This is a genomic window from Commensalibacter intestini A911 (genome assembly GCF_000231445.1).
Classification (GTDB): domain Bacteria; phylum Pseudomonadota; class Alphaproteobacteria; order Acetobacterales; family Acetobacteraceae; genus Commensalibacter; species Commensalibacter intestini.
On record NZ_AGFR01000007.1, the window covers coordinates 338,994 to 364,823 of the forward strand.

Annotated in this window: 23 protein-coding genes and 1 riboswitch; of the genes, 3 read left to right on the top strand and 20 right to left on the bottom strand. The window is 36.2% G+C overall.

All coding sequences use genetic code 11. From position 1 onward, the window contains the following. Window positions 1–67: 67 nt before the first annotated feature. A complete protein-coding gene (locus tag CIN_RS06595; protein ID WP_008854294.1) occupies window positions 68–793 on the top strand; it encodes a tetratricopeptide repeat protein in 726 nt (241 codons plus the stop codon). Window positions 794–1,144: 351 nt separating this feature from the next. Here the strand turns inward: CIN_RS06595 and CIN_RS06600 are convergent, their stop codons facing one another. Genes CIN_RS06600 through CIN_RS11455 form a run of 3 tightly spaced genes read right to left on the bottom strand, consistent with a single transcriptional unit; the run spans window position 1,145 to window position 2,734 of the window. Next, on the bottom strand, window positions 1,145–1,453 hold the full coding sequence (locus tag CIN_RS06600; RefSeq protein ID WP_139016965.1) for a putative periplasmic lipoprotein: 309 nt from the start codon (window positions 1,451–1,453) through the stop codon (window positions 1,145–1,147). A 33-nt stretch (window positions 1,454–1,486) separates the two neighbouring features. Further along, window positions 1,487–2,257 (bottom strand): tetratricopeptide repeat protein, encoded by a 771-nt coding sequence (locus CIN_RS06605; RefSeq protein ID WP_008854296.1) that lies wholly within the window; start codon window positions 2,255–2,257, stop codon window positions 1,487–1,489. After that, window positions 2,258–2,734 (bottom strand): tetratricopeptide repeat protein, encoded by a 477-nt coding sequence (locus tag CIN_RS11455; protein ID WP_050798377.1) that lies wholly within the window; start codon window positions 2,732–2,734, stop codon window positions 2,258–2,260. Window positions 2,735–2,840: 106 nt separating this feature from the next. Here CIN_RS11455 and CIN_RS06610 point away from each other — a divergent pair, with 106 nt between their 5' ends. Together CIN_RS06610 and CIN_RS06615 are read left to right on the top strand one after the other, a co-directional pair. After that, window positions 2,841–3,863, top strand: coding sequence for an SEL1-like repeat protein (locus CIN_RS06610; protein WP_008854298.1), 1,023 nt, complete (start codon window positions 2,841–2,843; stop codon window positions 3,861–3,863). Window positions 3,864–4,057: 194 nt separating this feature from the next. Continuing rightward, window positions 4,058–4,657 carry a tetratricopeptide repeat protein gene (locus tag CIN_RS06615; protein WP_008854299.1) on the top strand — a complete coding sequence of 200 codons (600 nt, stop codon included), beginning with the start codon at window positions 4,058–4,060 and terminating at the stop codon, window positions 4,655–4,657. A 47-nt stretch (window positions 4,658–4,704) separates the two neighbouring features. Here the strand turns inward: CIN_RS06615 and CIN_RS06620 are convergent, their stop codons facing one another. From CIN_RS06620 to CIN_RS11795, 17 genes are all read right to left on the bottom strand, one after another. Further along, window positions 4,705–5,652 (bottom strand): ABC transporter substrate-binding protein, encoded by a 948-nt coding sequence (locus tag CIN_RS06620; protein ID WP_008854300.1) that lies wholly within the window; start codon window positions 5,650–5,652, stop codon window positions 4,705–4,707. A 43-nt stretch (window positions 5,653–5,695) separates the two neighbouring features. Further along, window positions 5,696–5,899 carry a hypothetical protein gene (locus tag CIN_RS06625; RefSeq protein WP_139016966.1) on the bottom strand — a complete coding sequence of 68 codons (204 nt, stop codon included), beginning with the start codon at window positions 5,897–5,899 and terminating at the stop codon, window positions 5,696–5,698. 64 nt (window positions 5,900–5,963) lie between these two features. Continuing rightward, on the bottom strand, window positions 5,964–6,440 hold the full coding sequence (locus CIN_RS06630; RefSeq protein WP_040364055.1) for an HNH endonuclease: 477 nt from the start codon (window positions 6,438–6,440) through the stop codon (window positions 5,964–5,966). Between the two features lie 101 nt (window positions 6,441–6,541). Then, a complete protein-coding gene (locus tag CIN_RS06635) occupies window positions 6,542–8,965 on the bottom strand; it encodes a TonB-dependent receptor (RefSeq protein ID WP_139016967.1) in 2,424 nt (807 codons plus the stop codon). After that, window positions 8,958–9,058: riboswitch (TPP riboswitch) on the bottom strand. (Overlaps the previous gene by 8 nt.) Window positions 9,059–9,103: 45 nt before the next feature. Beyond that, a complete protein-coding gene (locus tag CIN_RS06640; RefSeq protein WP_040364056.1) occupies window positions 9,104–11,284 on the bottom strand; it encodes an FUSC family protein in 2,181 nt (726 codons plus the stop codon). Window positions 11,285–11,460: 176 nt separating this feature from the next. Then, the gene (locus CIN_RS06645) at window positions 11,461–11,826 is read right to left on the bottom strand and encodes a hypothetical protein (RefSeq protein WP_008854303.1); all 366 of its coding nucleotides are present in this window, start codon (window positions 11,824–11,826) and stop codon (window positions 11,461–11,463) included. A 234-nt stretch (window positions 11,827–12,060) separates the two neighbouring features. Beyond that, on the bottom strand, window positions 12,061–13,392 hold the full coding sequence (locus CIN_RS06650) for a glycoside hydrolase family 28 protein (RefSeq protein WP_050798378.1): 1,332 nt from the start codon (window positions 13,390–13,392) through the stop codon (window positions 12,061–12,063). 30 nt (window positions 13,393–13,422) lie between these two features. Next, window positions 13,423–15,549: an FUSC family protein gene (locus CIN_RS06655; protein ID WP_008854305.1), complete on the bottom strand. Its 2,127-nt coding sequence runs from the start codon at window positions 15,547–15,549 to the stop codon at window positions 13,423–13,425. Between the two features lie 134 nt (window positions 15,550–15,683). Next, on the bottom strand, window positions 15,684–17,849 hold the full coding sequence (locus tag CIN_RS06660; protein ID WP_008854306.1) for an FUSC family protein: 2,166 nt from the start codon (window positions 17,847–17,849) through the stop codon (window positions 15,684–15,686). Between the two features lie 354 nt (window positions 17,850–18,203). Further along, entirely contained in the window at window positions 18,204–20,279 is a 2,076-nt protein-coding gene (locus tag CIN_RS06665) for an FUSC family protein (RefSeq protein ID WP_008854307.1), read from the bottom strand. 149 nt (window positions 20,280–20,428) lie between these two features. Continuing rightward, window positions 20,429–22,006, bottom strand: coding sequence for an apolipoprotein N-acyltransferase (lnt, locus tag CIN_RS06670; RefSeq protein ID WP_008854308.1), 1,578 nt, complete (start codon window positions 22,004–22,006; stop codon window positions 20,429–20,431). A gap of 39 nt (window positions 22,007–22,045) precedes the next feature. Further along, complete coding sequence (locus CIN_RS06675) at window positions 22,046–22,891, bottom strand: GNAT family N-acetyltransferase (protein ID WP_008854309.1); 846 nt, start codon at window positions 22,889–22,891, stop codon at window positions 22,046–22,048. A gap of 17 nt (window positions 22,892–22,908) precedes the next feature. Beyond that, window positions 22,909–23,349: a Fur family transcriptional regulator gene (locus tag CIN_RS06680; protein ID WP_008854310.1), complete on the bottom strand. Its 441-nt coding sequence runs from the start codon at window positions 23,347–23,349 to the stop codon at window positions 22,909–22,911. Between the two features lie 154 nt (window positions 23,350–23,503). Next, complete coding sequence (rimI, locus tag CIN_RS11460; RefSeq protein WP_050798379.1) at window positions 23,504–23,950, bottom strand: ribosomal protein S18-alanine N-acetyltransferase; 447 nt, start codon at window positions 23,948–23,950, stop codon at window positions 23,504–23,506. Window position 23,951: 1 nt separating this feature from the next. Further along, window positions 23,952–24,644, bottom strand: coding sequence for a tRNA (adenosine(37)-N6)-threonylcarbamoyltransferase complex dimerization subunit type 1 TsaB (tsaB, locus tag CIN_RS11465; protein WP_008854312.1), 693 nt, complete (start codon window positions 24,642–24,644; stop codon window positions 23,952–23,954). Window positions 24,645–24,648: 4 nt separating this feature from the next. After that, window positions 24,649–25,236: a malonic semialdehyde reductase gene (locus CIN_RS11790; protein ID WP_008854313.1), complete on the bottom strand. Its 588-nt coding sequence runs from the start codon at window positions 25,234–25,236 to the stop codon at window positions 24,649–24,651. A 15-nt stretch (window positions 25,237–25,251) separates the two neighbouring features. Next, the gene (locus tag CIN_RS11795; RefSeq protein ID WP_008854314.1) at window positions 25,252–25,821 is read right to left on the bottom strand and encodes a NifU family protein; all 570 of its coding nucleotides are present in this window, start codon (window positions 25,819–25,821) and stop codon (window positions 25,252–25,254) included. Between the last annotated feature and the right edge of the window lie 9 nt (window positions 25,822–25,830).

Genomic DNA, 25,830 nt, shown 5'->3' on the forward strand with positions numbered 1-25,830 from the left:
TTCAATCGTTTTATGATACGATTTGGTAAATATCTACATTAACATTATCGTATCATAGGATTATTTTATGTTATTTAAATCCCCTTCTTATTTTTTATATGGCTTTCTCCTTTTCTCTATCACATCTGCATTTGCAGATGGCACACAACCTCTTCCCTCGCTTGCCGATGAAGGGCTTCCAGATGCTCAATATGATTATGGCATGCGATTAATTAATGGACATGATTATAAACAAGATCCTGTTGCAGGCCGTCAATGGATTGAAAAAGCTGCCAAACAAGGAAAAACAGAGGCTGAAACACAATTAGGAAAAATGTGCCTTGAGGGTGAAGGTATTCCTGCAAACGTCGCTCCTGAAGATTCCCATGATTACAAATGTGCGAAAAAATGGTTAAAAAAAGGGGCTGCCAACGGAGACAAAAAAGCATATTATTATTTAGCTTCTATGTATGAAAATGGCCTGGGCGTTCAACAAAACATAACAAAAGCATTTAAATACTATCAAAAGGCTGCGGTTGCAGGCGACAGTAACGCACAAAATATGGTTGGTAACTATTATTATTATGGCATTACACCCATACAACAAAATTATACTTCTGCCAAAGACTGGTTTGAAAAAGCTGCTGAACAAGATAACCTTGCAGCAAAGAACAAACTGGCTGGAATGTATCGTTTAGGAATGGGCGTTCCTGTTGATACGAATAAAGCACTCGATATGTATAAGCATCTATGTAAAAAAGGACAACAAACCTCATGCTTTGCTGTCAGTGATATCTCAGAAAAAGGCAAATAATCTCCTTATTTATAAACCACTGAATATATAATTTAAAAGGATAACTACTTTCTGATCTTTTCATTATCATGATTGGGTTATCCTGCACTTATATTTGTTATAAAAGTCCTTTTACGACCTATTGTGTTTATTTTATTTGCTTCTCTTTTTTATTTATCAATCACTATTTTATGCTTTTATCATATTATCTGCCTGCATCTATCGTTCTACATAAATGAAGTCTATTATTTTTCATTTCAATGATAAATTTACTCTTAAAAAAGTTAAAATAAAAAGAATAATTCAATTATAGATACGCTTAATACATCAAAATAACTATCATTACCATGAAGAGCAATACTTACATCACTCTCAATATTGCATAAATCCCAATGCTTTTGCTTTCTTATAATCCTGCTGCTTAATTACAAAAATTCCAATTTCTCCTGTAGAAGCTCCACAGACTGTTATCCGAGCAACCCCATCATCACCTTTTATCCCCTTGCCAAATACATAAATATTCGCATTAAATAGCTCTTGACGTATCATAGCAATAGAACCTGTTTTCGCTTGGCATTGTATCTCTCCAAGAGATTTATAAATTGTTATTTGTTGCGTAGAAGTCCCACTACATCCTGTCAGAAACAAAATAAAAAGATATAGAATAAAATGTTTTTTCAATTTTATGATGACTTCTACAAACATCTGAATAAACTAATTATTTAATCGCTTATAATAAGCACAACCTTCTTCAGATTTATGAAGACAAGCTTGTTTAAAATAGGCCTTAGCTTTTACATAATCTTTTGTAACACCTTGACCATTTCCATATAAAACCCCAAGGTTGAGCTCCGCACTTTTATCCCCTTGATCTGCGGCTTTTTCCAACCATTCTCTTGCTGCAACATAATCTTGTGGAATTCCTTCCCCATCAAGATACATCATGGCAAGATTAAACTGAGCTTCCGGGACACCTTGTGCCGCAGCTTTTTGTAACAACTCCACAGCTTTAAATGAGTCTTTAGTAACTTCATTTCCATTCTTATAAAAATAGCCTAAATTAGCTTCAGCCTCAGGATAGCCCTGAGCTGCAGCTTTCTCGTAATACTCGATAGATTTTTGTCGATCTTGCTCTACACCTTGACCGTGCCAATACATGATCGCAAGGCTGTATTGTGCAGCAGGAAGACCTTCATCAGCAGCTTTTTGAAATAACTCGTATGCTTTTTCATAATCCTTAGTGGTTCCCTGACCATTTGCATACATCCACCCAAGATTATATTGAGCTTCTATGCTTCCTTGATCAGCTGCTTTTTTATAATATTCAAACGCTTTTTCTGAATTTTGAGGGAAAACATTGCCTTCATCATACAAAACACCTAATTTAAATTGAGCATCGGCATTTCCATGCTCTGCCGCTTTCGTCAAATATTCAACTGCTTTTTGCATATTTTTCTGAACACCGAGCCCTGTGCTATATAACAATCATAAATTATATTCAGCAGTATCATCTCCTTGTGCTGCAGCTTTTTCAAACCACTGGCTTGCCTTATGAAAATCTTGCTCAACCCCTTTCCCTTTGGCATAAATACTTCCAAGATTTGATTGTGAGGCTGCATCTCCTTGATCTGCGGCTTTTTCAAACCATTCTCTTGCTTTGGTATAATCTTTAGGAATATTATCTTTACCGTCCAAATAAGTTGCACCAAGAATAAACTGAGCCTCTTTACTGCCTTGGTTTGCAGCCTTCTCAAACCACTCAATAGCTTTATTCATATCTTTGGGAACACCCTTATCTCCACTATAATAAGCAAAACCAAGACCAATCTGTATCTTGGTATCCCCTGCATTTGCTTTTTCTTCTAATGTTACCAAATCACCATGTGGCTCATCTGCGGCAAACGTCAATGAGGAAAAACAAGTCAACCCAATCGTCACTAATAAACTAAATTTAAACCGCACCTTACACTCCCCTTACTTACAGACCTATTAACTATACAAAAATTGATTTTAAATAATATCAATCTAGAATGTAACAAAAATATCTATTTATTAAAGAGCATTCATTATGAAAAAACTTGCTTATATTTTACTCATTACCACAGGCATCTCCTGCTTTTCTCATTATTCTAAGGCTCAAGATAGTGCCGACTATCAACAAATGGAACAGCTCGCCAATCAAGGGAACCCTGAGGCACAATATAATATAGGGGTCATGTATGACCAAGGAATTGGCGTTCCTCAAAATGGAAACAAAGCAGTTGAATGGTATGAAAAAGCAGCCAAACAAAGATTATATCAAGCCGAATTTAACCTTGGTGTTTTGTATGATGAAGGCATCATTGTACCTCAAGATTATTCAAAGGCCATTCAATATTATACTCAAGCCGCACAGCAAGGCGATGATCAAGCAATGGTTAATTTAGGAGGAATGTATCGAAAAGGTTCAGGAATTCCTAAAGATAATAACAAAGCCATCAAATATTTCCTTCTGGCCTCAAAAGAAAATAATCCTAAAGGGTTCTTAAATCTAGGATTAATGTATGAAAACGGATGGGGAGTTCCTCAAAGTTACGCCAAAGCAATTGAGTATTACCAAAAAGCAATTCAAATGGGCGATGATGAAGCTCTGGCAAGTTTAGGCGTATTATATGAACAAGGATTAGGTGTTAAAAAAAATACAAAAACCGCTATCCATTATTTTCAGAAAGCGGCTCAAAAAAATAATAAAAAAGCGTTATATAACCTTGGCCGTATATATCGTGAAGGGGATGGCGTTCCTAAAAATTATACAAAAGCCATTCAGTATTATCAAAAAGCAGCACAACAAGGGGATGCCTCTGCATTATCAGACCTTGGCGTCATGTATTCACATGGTACAGGAGTAGCAAAAGATACCAAAAAAGCTGTTGAATATACTCAAAAAGCAGCAGATAAAAATGACCCCACCGCACAATTCAATCTTGGCGTAGCATATGGAAAAGGAGAAATTCAGCCTATAAATCAACAAAAATCCATTGAATGGATTACAAAAGCTGCTGATCAAGATTTTGTTAGGGCACAACTCTATCTTGGCATTATTTATGCGTAAGGAAAAATCGTTAAACAAGATCCTGAAAAAGCAGAACATTACCTCAAAGCAGCTTGTCAAAATCATAGCCAAGAAGCCTGTGACATTGTTCACGATATAGAAAGTGAAGAGTAGATAAGCAAGAAACTGTTACTTTTCGTTAATAAGATCGTGATTTATAATCAAATTATAAATAAATATTAAAGTAAACTATCATGAAAAAACTTGTTTATTCTTTATTTTTAACGACAGGTATCGCCTGTTTTTCCACTCAAATTTATGCGCAAAATTCTTCTAATTTTACAAAAATAAAACAGTTAGCCAAACAAGGTGATGCGAAAGCTCAGTATAATCTTGGCATTATGTACAGCCAAGGAGATGGGGTTGGAAAAGATATTTTTACAGCTGTCAAATGGTATAAGAAATCTGCTGATCAAGGATATGCAGATGCTCAATCTAATCTGGGTTTTTTATACTCACATGGTGACGGTGTCCCACTCGATTACCATCAAGCAATTGAATATTATACAAAAGCCGCAGATCAAGGAAATGCAACAGCTCAATCTAACCTTGCTGCCATGTATTATGATGGCAGAGGAACTCTAAAAAGCTTTCCAAAAGCTATTGAATTACTGACTAAAGCATCTAAGCAAGGCGATGGAGAGGCTTACTATAATATTGGTATTATGTATAGAAATGGTGAAGGCGTTCCAAAAGACTGGAAAAAAGTTGCAGAATATATGAAGCAAGGATGTTTACATCAAAGTCAAAGAGCATGTGCATTTTATGCTAAATTAGAAGAAAATAAAAATTAGCAAAAACATCAGGTCTTTATATCTATCAAGACCTGATTTCCTATATATTATTCTTTCGTTTGCACCGCATAATCCAAGAATGGATGCTGTTGATGAATAACCCCTTTCTTCATTAAAAAATCTATATATTTTTGGATCTTAGGTTGATCTATTTTCCCTGGATCTTTACTATCCAAAGGCAATGTTGCTTGCCATGCTGCTTTATTCAATGGAGTATTCAACTCTGGATGATCTTTGATCGCTTTATTAAAGATTTCATCAGAATGCGTTTGTAAATACGCATTTCCTTCTTTTAAAGCCTGCATAAACCGAGCAATTTTTGGATCTTTTGCTTTATCAGGGCGCGTAATAAAAATTAGCTCATCGTAATTAGGAACCCCATATTGTTCTGGATAAAAGAACGAAACTGGAATTTTACGCTGTTGCAAATCAATCAGCTCATAATTTCTGCCAGCACCAATAACCCCATCAACGGCCCCTGTCATTAATGCTTGCTCGAGTTGAAAATTCACATTCACCAACTGCACATCAGACAAAGAAAGCCCTGCACTTTCTAACATTGTTCCTAAAATAGCATGCTGATCCCCAGCAATGGCGACACCAATTTTTTTACCTTTTAACTCTTTTAATGATTTAATCGTTCCATTTGTAATCAATGTGTCTAGAGGTGTGTCTAATAAAGAACCGACTTGCATTAAAGGAATATGTTGATCAACCATCATTCCTAATTGAATAGGATAAGAAATTGCTAAATCCCCTTGCCATGCAGCAACAAGACGTGGTGGTGTGCTTGGATCTGCTGGAGCAATGAGCTCCACATCTAATCCATGCCGTTGAAATGCACCACTATATTGTGCAGCCAATAATGATTGATGCCCCGCATTTAAAAACCAGTCTAAAACCACTGTGATTTTATCGTTGGCATTTGCATAAACACTGATTAAACATCCAACCATAATCATCAAAACAGACAATAAGCGATTTATTTTGAGCATGGCTCTTATCCTAATATTATAAACAATCTAATATAATTCCTAACTAAGGTGAATATCTTTCTCTAACATAAAGTAACCAAGAATATAGACTATTCTTTAACCCTTCAATCACTTTAGATATGTCTTTTCGTGCAAGGTCTGGTATCACTTCAGCTAGATATGGATGTAAATGATTGGCACCAACCAACGTATAATATTGTGATAAATATAATTCTAAATCATAAAAATGCTTCAATATATCTGTCATAAAATTAGTTAATTGTTCATCCCTAAAGGGGTATAAAGTAGGGTTATTTAGATATAAGAAACTCTCACTTATCATTCCTATATCTAACTACATCCTCTGGAATTTTATCTATTACACAGCTATTTAAATTACTATAAATTGCCTGAAAATTACAAAATTGATTAATAATATCAATAACCATTTGATCTTTATTCTGATTGTTTTTATAGTGCTCACTCGCAACCTTTTGGTAATGTTCTGACTTTATTTTATACAATTTGTCCGCTGTATAATATTCAGAATTATTATCAACTATTTTATGACAAGTTCCACACAATAAAATCAAATTCCTATGACTATTATCGCCTGAGTTTTCCTTGATAAAACGAGGAGCATTTGGATTATTAGCATAAGAGTAAATATGTGCTATTTCACCTACATTTATATAGTCGTCAGTCTGACCTTCTTTCTGTATAATACAAGGATCATTACATCCATTGCAACGCCCAGCTGATAAACCATATAAAAACTTTAAAGCCTTTTGCGAAATCTGTCTATTCATATGATTAGCTTTCTAACCTCAATTAACTTATTAAAAAATAAAATATAATTTTATATCCCACCAATAATATTTTGATATCAATATATTTAATGATATTTATTTTAAAACGCTGTCGTCATCGTAACCATCGTTGCGAACCCACCGCCGATATAATAATAAGGCGATGATCCAGGAATAGAACTCCCATACTTCCCTGTAGTTGTACGTGCATTAGCGGTAGGGCTGGCGACACCTGAGAGATATTTTTGATCGGTAATATTAATAAAATTCATTCGAATTTGTGGATGTTTCATAAAGCCATAACTATCAAAGCGATACCCAAAAGCAAGATTTCCTGTTGCAAAAGATCCAATCGATTCATCATTCATAAAGGTTGCATATTGCTTTCCTACCATTTTCATATTGCCATTAGCAAAGAAATGACCATTATCATAGGTAAGCCCCACTGCAAATTGCCAAGGCGGACTACGCACCGCTTGCTTTCCTTTGGTAGGCAACAAATCTCCGTAACTACGTAAATTACTATCCATTCTGGTATATAAATACTCACCAGACACATAAGGGTTAAAATGATGCCAAGGTTTTAATCCTATTTCTCCATCTACCCCACGCGACGTTTGCCCACCAGCATTAATACTGGAGCCAACCCACGCACCATTTTCTCTTAAAACAGTAGAAATCAGACGATTGGTATAGTTATAATTAAAAAACGTAAGGCTTCCCAAAAAACGAGGCCCATTATAACGATAGCCTAATTCTTCTTCAATCGAATATTCAGCTTTTAGATGATTAGTCCCTGCTTGAGCCAAATCCCCAGTATTCGGATCGTATGTATTAAACAAGGTCGATTTATGTGGAACTGCAAAATTCGTATTGACACTCGCAAAAATCTGATGCTCTTTGGTGAATTGATAACGCACCCCAATTCTTGGTAACGGCTTAGAAACGTTATCCCCCGTACGATATTGTGGGCCAGGCAATCTATTCCAAGCAGCACGATTTAAAAAGACCTGTTTAAACCCAACATCAACGAATAATTTCTCATCCATAAAATTCATATGATCCCCAAAGAAAATAGCATTGACTTGAGTAATCGTATTGGTATTTTGTGCATACAGTTCTCTACCATCAGGTAAATGTATATTTTGATGAGATCCACTCCATAAATCCCATGGCTGACCATTAGAAGAAACAGGCGTAAAGGGCTGCGTTACCGTATCATCAGAATAATCATACCAATATCCCAACACAAACTGATGATGTTTTAAATTATAATGAAGCGTAGGTATAAATCCTGAACGATATGTTCTTTGAAACCATCCCCCCATGACCGTCGCTGATCCATCTATTGCACCAGGAATAGTCACTTTACCATTCACTGCTTGCGTTCCTTGCCACAACCCTTCTTCATTTAGCACTGTGCCATAAGGCGAATTCCCATAGCCATATTGAAAATAAGGAGTGACTTTAAATTGTAATTTATCCGTTAACGTAAATTGAGACGGTGCTGCAACGTAAACTTGTTGGAACGTTTGTTGATAGAGTTTCCAATAATTACTGTTATCAACCGCTGTTTTATCCCATGTGCCAGAATAATTATTACCGTTCCCTGGCCCATCGCTAATCCATTCTGATTTAGTCGGCGTATAATAACTGCTAGTAATGGCGTAGTTCCAGTCGCCTAGCAAAGAAATATGATTGTCATTTCCCCATTCTTTTAGGAATTTAAAATCGATATGCTGACGATGGTCATAGCCAGGCCCTCGCCAATTACTGCCATCCGTATAAGAGTATGAAACAAACCCTTTTACGCCTGTTTTCCCAATTTCACCCGTATCAATACGCATAAAAGCACGCTTTGTATTATGCGAACCGTAAGAAAGCTCTGACAAACCTCCAAAATGATTTGCTGGATCTCGTAGCTTTAAATTAACAACCCCACCAGCAGCATTATAAACAGGACTATCTAAATCAGGACTTCCTTGTGCCAACGAGATATTTTGTAGATTTTCACTATCAACAAATTGATTTAAATACCCAAATCCATCGGAAACATCATTTAAAGGCATCCCTTCCAGAACATATCCAATGGAATCTCCAGTCATTCCTCTGACTGTAATATCATTTTGCGAAGAAATACCAAAAGGATCAGATGTCGAAACATTAGCCCCAGGTAATATACTTAAAAAATTAAAGACGTTCGAGGTCGGTGCTTGCATTTGAATAAAATCTTGCGAAACATTACTAACCGATTTATTCGCCGTTTCAGCTTGGATTAGCCCTCCACCAGCTTGCTTTCCTGCATAACCATAAGCTGTTTTATATCCTGGAGATTTTCCAGTAACAACGATTTGCTCTCCAGAACTGGAATCAGTATCAACTTGTGTTGTCGATGATGTCTTTGATGTTCCCTCTTGTATCGGCGATTGAGTAGCTGGCTCTACTGCCAATGTTTCCCCCAAGATAGAGGATGCAACCAGCACGATTAAAGAAACATGTGATAATATAGAAAATTTAGTCGTCATCTATCCCTCTCCCTTCGCTGGCATGATCCAGATCAGGTTCTACGAGTATGTTCTCAGCCTCTTTTGAAAAAAGAGACACCCCGGTTAAAACAAATTATATATTTTATATATTTTACATACTTTATTTTTTTTAAATTGTTAATCCCATTTTTCATTTAATAAGAAATAATGATTAACATCTAAAAATGCTTCATTTTTTTCTAATAAATCTGCAATCACCGTTAAAGAAGAAATAGCGGCAATAATTTCCATCCGAATAGCTAAGTTTTTCTCAGTCTTTGCTCTTGCACGCAAACGCCGAACAACATTATGGGCAATAGCCACCGTACGACCATAAGAACCATGCATATTAAATCTAGAAATACGTCTTAACACGATACGCAAAAGAATCTTAATATCATCTGTCACAACATCATGAGCAATCATCGACCTTAAACGAATGACACTTAAGCCAATCATCATTACCGCCAACGCACCAAAATGATAAGCCTGTACTACTTTTGTATTCTTTGTCGTATTAAGTTGCCTCATCATTTTCACGAGAATCTCTGTTGTTTGAAACAACCATACTCGTGGATTTTTCTTGAATGTTGTGGGCACTGCACGGAGTTTTTTAAGTAATGTTTGACGCAAATGGAACCGTGTTTTTAATGGATCATATCGATATAAAAGACCAAAAGAAATACTGGTAAAAATAATACCTATAAATAAAGATAAAGAGTTATTCAAAAAAGAAGATTCATCTAATCTAACACTATTTTCTAATGAGATCATATATGGCAAATAAGAAGCATAAGAAGCTGAAACGGACAGTGTTTTTGGATAAGCAATTCCCAGACCACCAATCATAGTCGGAATAAATAAAACAGCACATAAAGTTTCAATATCACTGAGCGGCGGAATAAAATAAAAAGTTAGTAAAAAACCAACAAAAAGCGCCCACAAAGAGCCTTTCAACCATCCCACAGTTGTTGCAGAAGGGTTTTCAAACAAGCAAAAACGCGCACAGCCCATGCCTGTCAGTGCCGCTGTAGCCCCCCCTTTATCCCAACCAGTCACATACCACATCAAACAGGCTGCCATCATCGCCATAAACGTACGCACAGCATTTTTCCATGCCAAATCATAATTTAAAGAAGGGTTCACATGAAACTTGAAATGATCATTTTTTATAGGGTGAGTACTTTTATAATATTCCTCTAAAGTAAACTGTAGCTCTCCTAACAGCTCACTTAATGTGCGTAACAAAATACGGTCATTAAAGTTAGCTTCTTTTTGCCGTTCACATTCCTCTTCTGTTCCAGAATATTGCTTTTCATAAAAACTATCTGTAATACGCTGTCGACATTCCCAACGTAATTTATTGAGTTGTCGCTGTTCATGTTTAAAATCTTGATCTTTTTCTATACGATTGGCTAACTTATCCATACGATCTTGAACAAGAGAAATAATTTTTAAAAATTCATCTGTCACATTATGAAAATGAGACATCTGCGTGGCCAACCCCATCCCTTTCGTTAACACCGCTGTGACGGACAATAAAGCCGCATGCGCATGATCACCTGTATGATCTGTTCCAATCATTTCAATTTGACGAAATTCAATTAAACTGTTAAAATTGATAATTGAAGTAAACAACTCTTGTGATTCAACAATTGCTTTTTCATCACCTTTGAACATATTGGAGATCGAACGTAAAGTTCCTTTAATTGCAAATAGCAAGCTATCATTTAATTGTTTACGTGCATGACGATCAATATTAAAATCAAAAAAACGGCCAACAATACTATCTGAGAAAACACCTAGTAAAATATAAGTTGTTCTGGACATTGCCAGCATAAAAGTACCATCTGGATTACCTACAGAACCAAATGCAATAATCGCACAAGTATATCCAGCTAATACCATTGCATAAGCTTTGAAACTTTGCATACAAGTTCCAAACCACACACAAACTGCCACAAAAATACAAACCGCAATATTAAAAAGCCATGGTTGTTGTGGAAACACTGCAATAAAAAAAACCGCAGCTATTGCACCAAAAATTGTTCCAATGCCTCGCCAATTTGCCTTAGAGATTGTTTCGCCACGTGATGTATTTCTTGCACACACCCATACTGTCATCGGTGCCCATTTAGGACTGTCCATTTGCAACCACATTGCAATAGCCAGGGCAATAAAAGAAGCAATTGTTGTTCTAAGCGCAAAAATAAATGCTGAACTAGAGGGTGCATAAATCCAACGAAAAGATTGAATAAAATCTTTCCGTATTAACAGATGCTTCTCCATCCAAGACGTGACAGTTTGAACTCTGGCCACAGAAAACCTTATAAATTTAAAGTATGAAAATCAAATATAGGATTTGGTCATAAAACGGCGTTAATCTATTCCTTTTTTACGTATCCTTCAAATACTAAATGATATTATTTTAGTATAAAATCTTTTTTAACAATTGATAACCTGTTAGAAAAAACCATATATGTTACAATTTATAACTATTTTATCGCCTTGAAACAATTTGATATTTTGTTTGATAATGGATCATAAACAAATCGTTGTGTTACTGGATAAGTCAAAATAGCATACATACTTTGCCCATCATCTCCAGCAATCGCTTTTATATAAAATATTTGTCCCATCTTATCATAACCACTAATAACTGCCCACTGCCGATAGCTTACGCGATACGTAACACGTCCATGTTTCCCAAGAATCCATTCTAATTCTTGTGCTGTATCCTTTACAAGATCATTATTATTGATTGCACTCAAAGAATATGAGCCAAAAGCACTTATACTAGCACCATCTTTTGCACTAAGAACTTGTCCATCACCATTATCAGATTCACCTTGCGGTATCATAAATGAAGGATAACATAATTGATACTTGAAACGACTCTTCACATATATTTCAAATTGATCAGATATTTTCGATTTAGCATACAGACTATCACTCACAAAACATGATACTAATAATAGTAAGTAGTATAGAAATTTCATTTTTGCATATCACCAATTATAAAAGCACTCTGATCCATTCAAGAAGCTTAATAGTTTTTCACCTCATTTTTCGTTACGATATAAAATTAACATTCTTTATTCTCTCTTTAAATATGTATCATTACCAAAATAAAACGGCGTATCTCCTTCTTGATTTTGTATAATCACTTGATGCATAACCCCTTGTACATATCGTGCCTTTAATCCGTGCTTTGCTTGCATAAAAATATGATCCAAAACAATATTCCAAATAAAAGCTTCTGGTAACCCACTTAAAATAATAGAATTATCTGCATTCACAACGTGGATATCACTCAATAGAATATCATGGATCAACGGCGTTAAGGAGGTGAGTTCTTTTTGTTTCAAAGCTTCCTTAAAAGAACGTTTTTTATACGAATTAACGCTATAACTTGCATTAATGACAATTGGATTGGTTACATTTTCCATCTGAATATGATCGACTGTAATAGGACCAATAGAATTTCCACGATCTCGTTGAGATTTAATCCTTATGCCATTAGTGGAGCCTGAAAAATGAATATTTTGAATAGTTACTTTTCCAATACCATTCGCCGTTTCACTGCCGATAGATATGCCATGTCCATCATGCATTAGGCTATTTTTAATCGTAATATCTCTTGCAGGAAGAGCATTTCCTTGCTGCAATCCTGATTTGATTGAAATATTATCATCTCCTGTTGAAATATCGACATCAGAAATCTGGATATACTGCGAAGACACAATATCTATACCATCTGTATTCGGAGAGTCTTTTGGATTTTGAATTTTAATCGTATCGATATTCACATCCTGACTGCTCCGTATGACCACATTCCACATCGGAGCATTTGTTAATAAAACACCCTTAAGATGAACATTTTGAACGTCATTAAATTCAATCAACCATGGTCGAGGAACGCCATTTGCGATTGGCACTCCAGAATACTCTTGTTTAAACAGCTGATCATTACCTTGATGCAGCAAAGCATTAATCTGTTTTGCTTTCGCCCACCAAGTTTGTTGGCCATCACCGTCAATGGTCCCTTGACCCACAATACTTACATCATGCACGTGATCTGCTAAAATAAAAGCTTCACCCTTTTGAACAGGATAATCAATAAAAGCATTCTTAAACTGATCATCCGTATTGTTTGCTTTTAAAACCGTTCCTTGACCTAAAGAAAACGTAATATTACTTTTTAACGTTATGGGGCCACTTAACCAAACACCTTTGGATAAAAGAACAACACCCCCACCATATTGGGCACACATATCCACTGCTTTTTGAATAGCGTCTGTATTTATTGTGTTTCCATCTGCACGTCCACCATAAATTTCTGGTTTACAAACAGAAGGATTTCCCTTTGCCCAAGCAGCAAAAGGCATCAAAACACATAATCCAATAATTAAATAAAATTTAGACAATTAAATCCCAAATATTATGAAACGATAACATTACTTCTTTACTCTTAAAAAAGATGCATTTTTATCCAAAGCATAAGAGATTAGAATTAAAGAAGAAATAGCAGCACTTACTTCAATACGAACAGCTAAATTTTTCTCTGTTGCTTCACGTTGTCGAAAACGAGCAATCGCACGGTGCGCAATCATAACAGTTCTCGCATAACGCGCATATTTCGCCTTACGACCTTCAAATGCAGCAATACGTCTTAAAACAACCCTTAAAATATCTTTAATATCTTCTGTCATGATATCATGATCCACCATATGACGCAGACGAATAACATTAATACCAATCAACATCACCGCCATACTTCCATGACGATAACTTTTTATCAGCGTAGTATTACGATCTTCATTTAACTGACGCATTAAAATGACCAGTGCCTCTGTAACTGATCCCACCCACTCTCTGGCCAAAGGTAGAGAAGCTGTAGGATTTGCCAAATGATGAAGTCCTTTTAATAATTTCAATCGCATTTGCCGTCGAATACGTCTGGCACGATAGGGGAAAAACACACGATAAGAAACTAATGCACAAACACCACTTAAAAATAGGGCTGAAGCATTATTAAAAAAGGAGATCTCATCCACACGTCCTTCATTGGCAAATCCTAACATATAACAAAAGAAAAACGCATAAGTAGACGCAACAGGCGCAAGTCTTGGCACACACATTGCCAGAGCACCAATTCCTAAAGGAATAATTAACAATGAAAATAAAAATGTTAAATTACTGACAGCTGGCATAATTAAAAAATTATAAAAACCACCTACAACAATTGCAATGCACGCTCCTTTAAACCACCCCCAACAGGCCAAAGTCGCATTTTCGAATATACAAAAACGTGCACAGCCCATACATAAAAAAGCAAGAAACAAAGGGCCATGATCCCATCCTGTAATTTCCCACGCAACACACCCTACAGAAATAGCAAAAAAAGCACGGATTGCATTTCTCCATGCTCTTCTAAAATCAAAAGTTGGTTTGATATCAAACTTAAAATTATCATGTAAACTTAGATCACGACTTTGGCTTAACTCGCGTAATGTTACCTCTAACTCTGCTAAGATTTCACGTAAGCTTTGGTATAAAATACGATCATTTAACGTTTTTCGCGCATAATCTTCATTCGTTGCTTGAGGTTTTCCTAAATTTTTATAAAAACTATCTGCTATTCGTTGTCGACATTCCCAACGTAGTGCATTCAGCGCTTTTAATGTTTCATCTAAAGGCGTTCCAGCCTTGAGATGCTCTAATAATTTTCCAAGATATGTTTGGGTTAGTGGCACAATATAATGAAAATTAAGCACATCTTTTTGCATTTGTTTTAAATGTATTGAAAACCCTGTGGCTTTCACCAATACACCAGAAACAGAAGCCAACACTGCACGGGCATGATCCCCTCTATGCCCACTGCCTTTCATTTCTCGTTCTCTAAATTCAATATTATTATTCAATGCCATAATTGAGGATAATAACTTATCAGACTGCGCAACTGCCCAATCATTCCCATCTAGCATTTTAGAGACTGATTTAACCCCTTCCTCTACTGCTAATAATAAATCATCATTTAATTTTTTATGAGCTTGGTGATGTAAATTAAGATCAAATAAACGTGCTGTAAAATTTTCTGCTAAAATCCCGATAATAAAATAACTACCTCGAGACATTGCCATCATGAATGTCTGATTAGGATCCGAAACGGATGAGAATAAAACAATAGCACAGCTGTAGCCAGCCATTACCATTCCCAATGCACGAAAATTTCGAGTGCAACTGCTAACCCAACAACAAAATGCAACCCATAATGCAACTGCAAGATCAAACAAAAAAGGTTGTTGAGGGAAACTTGCAACAATAATTAAAGAGACAACAATACCCGTAATATTACCAACAATTACCCAGTAGGCTTTTGATAATACCTCACCACGAGAAGCATTTTGTGCCACAATCCACACAGCCATAATAGCCCAACGCGGACTGTCCATCTCCATCCATAAGGCAATGACAAGAACAACATAAGAAGCAATTAACGTGCGAAAAGCAAAAATAATAGCTGTTTTTTGTGGAGCATATAGCCAACTAAAAGACTGAAAAGTAGCTTTACTTAAAATCATGAACTTTACCTAAGCGGACTTAACACTCTGTACTAATAAGACTGCTAGAGGCATATATATATATGCACGACTGTCTATATTTCAAAAAACAACTATTTTCTTTAAAAAATTCAATATTTATAGAATCTTTTACTTCAGTCCTGATTATATAAACGATACGAAGGATTAAGAAAAGCCACATTTTTTTCTAAAGAAAAATAAATCAATATCAAGCAAGCAATTGCCATACTAATTTCTAATCTTTTCGCTAAGTTCTCTTCCGCCTTTTCACGTAAACGTAACCTACGAATAGCACTTTTCGCAATTAAAACCGTCCGTCCATATCGTCGTCCACCACGAAAATGAGAAACACGACGCATCACTACTCTGAGCTCATTTTTAATATCCTCTGGTAAAATATCCTGATCAATCATTTTCCGGATTTCCATAATATTTAACCCAATAGACATCACTGCTAATGCACCATGATTATATTTTTGCACTAACATTGCTTCTTTTGAAGCATCAAATTGTCTCATTAGAGAAACAAACCATTCCATTGTTACGACCAACCAACGTCTTGGATTAGGTAATGGTGAAATATTTGCTAAAGACCGGACACTATGTAGCATTTTAATCCGGATTTCACGTCTAACCTTTTTAGGAGCATAAGGCGCAATAAAACGAAAGGCAAAAACCGCCATTCCTACACCGATCAGCATCACCAGCATACTATTTAGAAAAGTTTCCTCGTCCATTCTGACCTGATTGCCTAAAATAATCATAAATGGAAAGAAAATGGTAAAGCTCATCCCTATTCCTCTGGTGGGTAAATTATAAATCGCTAACCCCCCAATAAACAATGGAATGAACAAAGCTAAATATACCATATCTATATTACTGGCCTGCGCCATTAAGCTTACATCTAGAATACCACTAACCAATACTCCCCACAGCGTTCCCTTTAAAAATCCTATACACATCTTATAGCCATTTTCAAACAAACATAAACGACCACAAGCAACGCATAAAAGCCCTATAGAGCCTGGGAATTCATCCCATGCAGTAATTTCCCATAAAAAGCAAGCGACTAAGACAGCAACAAATACACGAAAACCATTCCACCATGCCATTTTAAAATTATAAATTGGAGGTAAGCTAAATTTAAATTTATCTGTCTTCTTCGGATTTAATGCATATTGATACTCAACTAAAATAGCCTCAATTTCTCCTAATAATTTACTTAATGAACGATATAAAATACGACGATCTAATAAATTATCAGAAGTTTCCTGTCCCTCTTCTAACTTCTCAATGGCATCATAATATATATAATCTGCAATAACTTGCCGACATTCCCACCGTAATTTACTTAATTCATTTAAATGCTCTGTAAAATCCGTTTGCTTATTTAAAGAACCAATTAAGATCTCTAAATATTTTGTAACTTTGAAAGTAATATCATTAAAAGGCTTATCTTTAATGAAGTTTTGCATATAAACAGTTAAGTTAATTAAACGTGCTAACACAATACTTACTGAAGATAGTGTTGCATGAACATGATCCGCCATATGATCATCATGCAACATTTCAATCTTTCTAAATTCAATACTATTTTGAAAGGCCGAAACCGCTGTAAATACATTTTGGACGCGGAAAGCCGCTTTATAATCCCCTTTTAAAACATCAACAATAATCGTTAAAGAACCTGTAATTGCTTTTAATAAATTGTCATGTAATGATTTTTTTGCCTTTTGATCCATATTGAATGCGAATAAACGCTCAATGAAACTTTGACATAACACCCCTAAGATAATATAGCTTCCGCGCGCCATCGCCGTCATAAAAACATCATTTGGATTATTAACAGACGCAAAGCCAATCAATGCACAGGTATAACCTGCTAAAACAAAACTATATGAGCTCGAACCGCGAATTAAACTGCCTAGCCAACAACAACACCCCATCCATAAAGCCATAGCGATGCCAAATAACATTGGCTCTTGAGGAAATAAGGCAATCATAGTAACAGCCATAATGACACCAATAATCGTGCCAACGACTCTCCACTGTGATTTTGCAATTGTTTCACCTGGAGATGTTTGAGCAACAATCCAAACCGTCATCATTGCCCATTTAGGACTATCTAACTGCATCCATAAAGCAATAGCCAAAGCTAAAAAAGAAGCAATAATCGTCCTTAATGAAAAGTAAATTGCTTCTTTTGGAGGAGAGTAAAGCCACTTTAATGCATTTGGATTTTGAAAAGGCAAAAAATTTGTTAATTTTAACCACTCAGCACTTAGAAAATTTTTGCCCACGCTTTGTTTTTACTCACTATCATTAAACCATATTAAAAATATGTTTTTTAGAAATATATCTTATTCTAAAAATATTTATTTTAAATATCATTAAAATAAACTGCTCATTTAATCAAATAAGCAATAAATAACTCGCCTTCAATATATGAGGAATAAATTACAACTACCTATTGATTGAGAAGCTATCGCCTCTCAATACCACGTCTCATTTACTAAATTCAATAAGCATTATAGCGTATTTGTACATTTTTCATACAATACATAATAATTGCATAAATATGATGTAACACCCATCAAGACATCTTTATAAATATAATCTCTGTATCTCTTTGATATTTATATCAATAGTCGGCATTATGCAGAAAGATTAAGAAATTCAACATTTTTTTCTAAAGCATGATAAATAAACATTAAGCAAGCAATCGCAACGCCAATCTCTAACCGTCTAGCTAAATTTTCTTCAGTCGCTTCATATTCTCTTAATCGCTGAATAGCTTCTTTCGTTACGATAAGCGTTTTTTCATATTTTTCTCCACCAAAATCCGCGATATGTTGCATCACATCTCGCAACTCATTTTTAATATTGTCAGACAAAACATCATGATCAATCATTTTACGAATTTGCAACATATTTAATCCAATAGACATAACACCTACCGCACCATGATTATATTGCTGAAGCAAAGCCGCATCCTTAGCGGCATTAAATTGACGCATTAAATAAACAAACCATTCCATCGTCGATAATACCCAACGTCTTGGATTAGGTAGCTGCGTAATTTTAGCCAAGGAACGAATGCTATTCACTAATCTATGACGAATTTGCTGTCTAACTTTTGGAGGAGAATAAGGAAAGATAAAATAAAACGCAAACGTACACATCCCCACGCCAACAATCATTGCTAGACTAGTATTCAAGTACTGAATTTCATTGATTTTAGCTTGATTTCCCCAAATAAGCACATAAGGAAAAAAAACAGAATATCCCAATCCAATTGCTTTAGTTGATAAATTATAATTCATCAACCCACCAATAAATAATGGTATAAATAAAGACAAGCAAAGCATTTCAATCGTGCTAGCCTGAGCCAACAATGTCACATTTAAAATACCAGCGGCAACACATCCCAAAATAGCACCTTTGTAAACACCAACACACATCATATAGCCATTTTCAAAGACACTCAGACGACCACAAGCAACACAAAAAAGTCCAATAATTGTTGGAAATTGATCCCATGCGGTAATTTCCCATAACACACAGCCAAATAACACAACAATCAAAGTACGTAAGGCATTTCCCCATGCTACTTTAAAATTATACATCGGAGCAGATTTAAATCTAAATTTATCTGCTTTTGGAGGATTATGTGCTGCTTGATATTGAATTAATAGCTTCTCAATTTCTGCCAATAACCCGCTTAGTGCACGATATAAAATACGATGATCTAAAAGACTTACTTGATCTTTTTCTCTATCTTCAGACTGTGCAATACTATCATAATACACATAGTCCGTAATAATTTGTCGGCATTCCCACCGTAATGTATTTAATATTTTTAGCTGATCATCAAATTTGTCTTTTTGTTCTAAAGAGGTGGTTAATTGTTCTAAATAGGTTGAGATTTCCAGTGATATCTTTTGATATACTTCATCTTTAGGTAAATTCTGCAAACATACATTTAAGTGAGTCAAACGCGTTAACACCAGGCTGACTGATGATAAAGCCGCATGGACATGATCGACCGTATGATCTGTATCATGTAACAGCTCAACTTTTCTAAATTCAAGACTACTTTGAAAAGCAGAAACCGCCATAAAAACTTTTTGTACACGAGATGCTGCTTGCTTATCCCCCTTTAAAACGTCAACAGCAATCGCTAATGAACCTGTAACAGCAGTATCTAAATTATTATATAAAGTCTTTTTAGACTTTTGGTTCATACTAACAGCAAAAAAACGCTCAACAACACTAAGACATAAGACACCAAGGATAATATAGCTTCCCCGTGCCATGCCCATCATAAAAACTGCATTTGGATTACTTGTTGCCGTTAAACCAACCAAAGCAGCGGTATACCCAGCCAAAACATACCCATAGTTTGTAGCACTACGAACCAGAGATCCCAACCAAGCACAGGCTCCTACCCATAGAGCCAATCCAATATAAAATAAAACAGGCTGTTGTGGAAATAAGGCCGGCAAGACAATCCCTGCGATCACACCAACAATCGTACCAGCCACCCTGGACTGTGCTTTGATTATTGTTTCCCCAGAAGTAGTCTGAGCCGTAATCCAAACAGTCATCAATGCCCATCGTGGACTATCCAACTCCATCCATAAGGAAATCGCAACAGCTAAAAAAGAGGCTAATATTGTTCTTAACGAAAAATAAATCGCTTCTTTCGATGGGGCATATAGCCATTTCAATGTGTTTGGATTCTTAAAGGGCAAAAAATTTGCTAACTTTAGTGTATCAGAATTTAAAATACTTTTGCCCACGCTCTGCCTTTAATTCATTTCAATATATTTAGCCTATTATAAGCTAGGCTTTCTTTTAAATATTTTTTAAATAAGTTTTAGATATTATATCGTTTTCTAGTAAAAGATCCCCATAAAATACATAATATCGAAATAATTAATGGAATCAAGCGTCCACCTTGTGAAAATAAAGTCGGTGGCAAACAGCTAGGCAATGCAACTGCCTTTTCTGCATGAACATTCCAACCAATTCTTGCTATTTCTCTGCCATAAGGATCAAACACAGCTGAAATACCTGTATTCGCAACACGAACAATAGGAATTCCTTCTTCAACAGCACGTAGTCTAACTGCGGCCAAATGCTGACGAGGGCCTGCTGAATTGCCATACCATGCATCATTTGTTAAATTTAATAACCATTGAGGTCTATTCTTCTCATCTACTACCTGACCTGAAAAAATAACCTCATAACAAATTAACGGCCCAAATGCCCCAACACCTGGAAGATGAATACTCTCTACTCCACTACCTGGGGTTAAGGGTGCCCCAGGAACCACATGAAATGGAATATACCAAGGTTGAGACTCTCCAAATGGCACTAATTTTGTTTTATTATATTGCGTAACGATAGAACCGTCATCAGGACTTAAAACCACTAAACTATTATAAATATGCTCTTGATCATCACGGGTAATAGCCCCTAAAATCCCTGCGGTTGCCCCTTTGACAGCTTGCATTAACACAGATCTGGCCATTGAATCATATTGAATAGCTCCAGGAAAAGCACTTTCTGGCCAGGCAAAGATAATCGGACGATTAGGAATAGCTTGCTCAGCTTGCAGCTTCAGCGCCTCTTGCATGCCTTGTTCTGTGAGCGATAAATAATTTTGGAAAATACGGCGGGGATCCGTATTGTTAATCTTATCATCCTCAGCAATATTCCCCTGAATTAACGCAACGATTGGCGTATCTTTTTGTGCTATTGGCGCAGGAGATAGACGTATAAAGCCAACAACAACCCAACAAACAATACTACCAACTAGAGCAATCCACCCTTTGCGCCCATAAATTGGTAATAAAACAAGAAGCACTGTTAAAAAAGTCAATCCATCTACGCCAATCCATGCCGCAGGTTGAATTAAAATATTCCCTAATTGCCCAGGAATTTCCCAAGCACTTCCTAACGGATTCCAAGGAAACCCTGTTAATACAGGGTTCCACCAAGTTGGAGGTAGTAAAATTGCTCTGGACATATCACAGACTGTCCATAATCCTGCAAATAAAAGCGCTTTCCCTAAACCTGAAGGGCGCAACCAATAATAAATTACACCAACCAGTCCTGTCCAAAAAGCGAGTAAAATAGCACATAAAGGGGAAACAATAGGAACCAACCACCAGAAATCTTGAGCCCGAATTAAAATCGCATTAACCAGCCAAGACAAGCCAATCGTATGCAGCCCAAAGCCAAACCAATAGCCTTGAGCAAACGCATTTTTCCGGCTTTTAGCATTTTGTATTCGTAAAAGAAGAATGGGAAAAGTAAACAGTAAAATCGGAACACAATAGGTAGGAGGGAAAGACAAAGAAGACATTCCCCCTATTCCAACCAAAAGGCAAAAACCTTTAAAACCTGTTAAATGAATAAATTTATCAATAATAACACGTGCATTTACCATAAAAAACTATATCCATCATGCACAATGCACTATTCAAAATTATTCCAATGCATCGCGTAAACGACGCTCATAATGACGATAATATTTATCCGCAAATAACTCGGTTTTTACGATAATTGCAACGTCAGTTGTATTAAACTGTTCGTCAATCACTGCACCATCACCAACATAGCCACCTAAGCGTAAATAGCCTTTAATCAATGGAGGCAAATTTACCAAGGCACGACGATGATTTAACTGATGTGGATCCGTATGCACCATCTCAACACGTCTCTCTGGCACAGCAGTCATTCTTAATGCTGGGGGTGCCAAATGCGCATGGTATAAATAAGTTAAACTTTCAGCATGATCCGCAAGGTTAGTACCAGGTAAACTTGCACAACCAAATAAAATATCAATACGATGCATAAAAATATAAAGGGCAATGCCCTCCCACAGAAGCTGCATTGCAGAGCGGCCTCTATAACGTGCATCAACACACGAACGTCCTACTTCTAACAACCGTCCAGGATATTCTTTCAAAGCAGCAAGATCATATTCATCTGCGCTATAAAACTTACCTGCTAAATCTGCTTTTTCTTGTGGTAACAAACGGTATGTTCCAACGACTTTTTCCATCACCGTCGGTTGATCATGATCTAGAACCAACAAATAATCTGCATATTCATCAAAGCTATCATAATCACGTTGTGTACGAACGGCTTCTTCACTAGGAATTGCACCCATTTCCTCGTAAAAAACACGATATCTAAGTGCTCTGGCTGCATCCCGTTCAGCATCGTTTTTTGCTAAACGGACCCCCAAATTACCAGAACGTAGCTCGACATATTCATCTCGTCGAAGATCAAGCTCCAATAAACTATTCGTAGATTTTTCTTCTACCACAACCCGTTTCCTCTTCTTTAGCTTTTATTATTTTGAGTACGACGCGCGAATAATTCCAAACGATGTTGCAACAAATCAAATCCAAGCTTTTTCGCCATAACTTGAACTAACTTAACATGTTCAGGATCTTCAAATTCTATAACTTTTCCTGTATCGACATCAATTAAATGATAATGCGTGCCTTGCTCTGTGACTTCGTATCTTGCTCTACCACCACCAAAGTCATGTTTCTCTAAGATACCTTTTTCCTCAAGTAAACGCACAGTCCGATAAACTGTTGCGACTGAAATATTATCATCAAGCTTAGAGGCTCTACGATACAACTCCTCCACATCAGGATGATCATGAGACTGAGACAAGACACGCGCAATCACACGACGTTGCCCCGTCATCTTCAATCCCTTTTCAATACATAAGCGTTCTATATGAGATAAACTATCTTTTTTTTCGCGTGTCATAGAAACCAATTTAATAATAAACAAAAACTTTTTTAAATTTGCTTATAAAATACTCATAATGCAAATGATATTTTATGAATTTACTGCAATTTGTCAAAATAACCAGAAAATAATATTAAAACAACAGATTATTTACCCTATTTCCTTATATTTATCATAAGGCTTTCGACATTAATAACGCATCCATTTTATTTTCGTAATATTTCCGGCGCCTGCCATTTTCTATAAAACCATATCGATGATACAATTTAATAGCAGAAAAATTATTCTCAGCAACATCTAAAAGAATTTTACTAACTTGCTTCTCTTTCATTTTTTCTAGAAAAACAGCCAGCAAATTAGCACCTATTCCCTTATTCTGTAATTCTGGGCTCACACAAAAAGTTAAAATCTCTGCTTCGTCCAGAATCAAAGAATAAAGTAAAAATCCTCTTATTTGATTTTCATCATCATAATCAACGGCAAGATAATGAAAGGAAATCTCTAACAAATCCTTATATGCTTTTTCGTTCCACCCTTGCCCCTGAGGGAATGCAGCCACATGGGCTGTAGAAAAATCAGCTTCTTTTCCATCCACATGGCTTAAAAATTGTATCGACATCCTATACTGGTGCCTTTCTAAGTCCTTTTTGAGGCAATTTTGCTTCTGGTGGATCTACATATAACGGCGCTATTTGACTAGAGACTTTATTTTCATGCAGATATTGATATGCAACTTTAGCCATCATCATCGAATCAGCTTCACAAATATTTGGAGATACCTGCGCATGACTAGGGAGTTTCCCTTCCAACCCTGCTACAGATTCCCCTACAACCATAAAAGAACTATCAGGGAATAAAATATCATCTTCGTTATAGGCAATGACTTGTGATGATTGATTCGTCTCAACAAAAACACGCCCTCTGCGCGCAGAAGTCACATGCCAAACCAACTGTTCAGATGATATATTCGGTAAAAATGGGAATAATACTTCCCCACGTCGCAATCCAATTGCTGGACAATCTAATCCCACTTGCATTCCCAAAGCAAAAGCAATAGATGCGCGTAATCCTGTAAAAGAACCTGGCCCCACCATTACAGCAATCAAATCAATTTGATCTGGAGTAATGACACCTTGATCAATAAAAGATTGGAAATATATTGGGAAACGTTCTGGCCCACCTTTAAGCGTTGTTTTTTCTTCAGCAAGCAGATGATAAGCATCTCCTTGTTTTTGAACAAGGGCAATATAATTGGGTGCAATTTCGGACGAAGATGCACCATTCATCACTAAAATCGTTTTACAATCAGACATTCATTTACAACATTAAACAAGCATCTTCGAATTCAAGACGAGGTAAACGCTCAGATTCTTGATCTTGCTTTGCATGACCTAGACAAACTATAAAATTAGAATGCCAACCTTGCTCTTCAAAAAATAACGTATCCACCATTGAATTATCAAAGCCAGATATTGGCCACACATCTAATCCCAAGGCTCGGGCTGCTAAAATTAAATACCCCCCTTGCAGAGTAGAGTTCCGAAACGCTGTTTCCTCTGCAAACGGAATATCTTCTGCATACCAAGAACGCAAATCCACTTCTGGGTAAAGTTTAGGCAATTCTTCGTAAAATAACGGATCATGAGCCACAATCACAACAACAGGTGCGCTCAATACATGATCGACATTCCCAACAGAGAGTGCAGAACGAAGCTTTTCTTTACTAACCACATGCGTCAAAAATGTAAAACGTCCAGGTTGACAATTTCCAGAAGTCGGAGCCAACTTCACTAAATTATAAAGCTGTAGCAATAAAGCTGGCTCTATTTCTTTATCCAACCAAACTTTCGGTGTTCTTGCATCATCAAATAATTGACGTAAAGCTTCCTCTGGTAAAGAAGTCATCTGGGAATCTCTTTTCTAAAAATCAACTTTTTCAACAGAAACTAAATCTGGCAAATGACGACGTAAAATTGTTTCTACACCATGTTTTAACGTCAAAGAAGATGAAGGACATCCCTGACAAGCGCCTTGCATTCTTAAATAAACGCTACCTGCTTTATAGCCATGGAAAATAATATCTCCACCATCACGAGCCACCGCAGGACGAATTTCATCATCAAGAATATCTTTGATTTTATTAACAATCTCTTGATCTTCTGCTGCAATGTCCATTTCTGAGAAATCAGAAGACGCACAATCCATCTTAATCATCGCTTTGTGCATTAAGATAAATTCCATAATCACAGAAATGACTGCACCTTTTAAGCTTGTCCACTCTACAGATAGATCTTTTGTTACAACGATAAAATCAGAACCAAAATAAATTCGTTGAACACCTTCAATATCAAACAGAGCTTGTGCTAATGGCGCACAAGCAGCACTTTCCCTATCAAGAAACTCAATTGCTTGATGATCTTGCAAAATAGTCCGCCCCAAAATAAATTTCAAAGCGTTCATATTTGGAGTGTCTTCAGTATGGATCATCATTATGTTAAG

What these genes read in the sequence shown, in the direction of transcription:
- CIN_RS06595 (WP_008854294.1), top strand. Translation starts at nt 68, where the DNA reads ATGTTATTTAAATCCCCTTCTTATTTTTTATATGGCTTTCTCCTTTTC.
- CIN_RS06610 (WP_008854298.1), top strand. Translation starts at nt 2,841, where the DNA reads ATGAAAAAACTTGCTTATATTTTACTCATTACCACAGGCATCTCCTGC.
- CIN_RS06615 (WP_008854299.1), top strand. Translation starts at nt 4,058, where the DNA reads ATGAAAAAACTTGTTTATTCTTTATTTTTAACGACAGGTATCGCCTGT.
- CIN_RS06620 (WP_008854300.1), bottom strand. Translation starts at nt 5,652, where the DNA reads ATGCTCAAAATAAATCGCTTATTGTCTGTTTTGATGATTATGGTTGGA.
- CIN_RS06625 (WP_139016966.1), bottom strand. Translation starts at nt 5,899, where the DNA reads ATGACAGATATATTGAAGCATTTTTATGATTTAGAATTATATTTATCA.
- CIN_RS06630 (WP_040364055.1), bottom strand. Translation starts at nt 6,440, where the DNA reads ATGAATAGACAGATTTCGCAAAAGGCTTTAAAGTTTTTATATGGTTTA.
- CIN_RS06635 (WP_139016967.1), bottom strand. Translation starts at nt 8,965, where the DNA reads ATGACGACTAAATTTTCTATATTATCACATGTTTCTTTAATCGTGCTG.
- CIN_RS06645 (WP_008854303.1), bottom strand. Translation starts at nt 11,826, where the DNA reads ATGATACCGCAAGGTGAATCTGATAATGGTGATGGACAAGTTCTTAGT.
- CIN_RS06655 (WP_008854305.1), bottom strand. Translation starts at nt 15,549, where the DNA reads ATGATTTTAAGTAAAGCTACTTTTCAGTCTTTTAGTTGGCTATATGCT.
- lnt (WP_008854308.1), bottom strand. Translation starts at nt 22,006, where the DNA reads ATGGTAAATGCACGTGTTATTATTGATAAATTTATTCATTTAACAGGT.
- CIN_RS06680 (WP_008854310.1), bottom strand. Translation starts at nt 23,349, where the DNA reads ATGACACGCGAAAAAAAAGATAGTTTATCTCATATAGAACGCTTATGT.
- rimI (WP_050798379.1), bottom strand. Translation starts at nt 23,950, where the DNA reads ATGTCGATACAATTTTTAAGCCATGTGGATGGAAAAGAAGCTGATTTT.
- tsaB (WP_008854312.1), bottom strand. Translation starts at nt 24,644, where the DNA reads ATGTCTGATTGTAAAACGATTTTAGTGATGAATGGTGCATCTTCGTCC.
- CIN_RS11790 (WP_008854313.1), bottom strand. Translation starts at nt 25,236, where the DNA reads ATGACTTCTTTACCAGAGGAAGCTTTACGTCAATTATTTGATGATGCA.
- CIN_RS11795 (WP_008854314.1), bottom strand. Translation starts at nt 25,821, where the DNA reads ATGATGATCCATACTGAAGACACTCCAAATATGAACGCTTTGAAATTT.